This is a genomic window from Salmonella sp. SAL4457 (assembly GCF_046548235.1).
Taxonomy (GTDB): Bacteria; Pseudomonadota; Gammaproteobacteria; order Enterobacterales; family Enterobacteriaceae; genus Salmonella; species Salmonella enterica.
The window spans coordinates 1-232 of the sequence record NZ_JBGDZO010001422.1; the positions used below are offsets into that span (position 1 = coordinate 1).

Sequence of the window (232 nt, forward strand, 5' to 3'; positions counted from 1 at the left end):
TTGTTCCACAGGCCGTGGGCGATGGCGCGGGGAAAGCCGAACAGCTTGGCGCTGGGCGCCGACAGGTGGATCGGGTTGTAGTCGCCGGCGGCACGGGCATAGCGCCGGCCGATGTCGGCGGGCGCCTTCCAGTTGTCGACCGGCTCCAGCGGCAGCGGCTCCTGCTCGGCTTTCGGCGGAATTTCGCCGGGCACCTTGACGCCGCGGCAGAGCACCTTGCTGTCGCCGACCC

Annotated in this window: 1 protein-coding gene; it reads right to left on the minus strand. The window is 70.7% G+C overall.

Annotation, left to right across the window (positions count from 1 at the left end):
* Nucleotides 1-232 (minus strand): MaoC family dehydratase (locus tag ACLJNW_RS28865; RefSeq protein ID WP_410962114.1); only part of this gene is annotated, 232 nt, incomplete at both ends.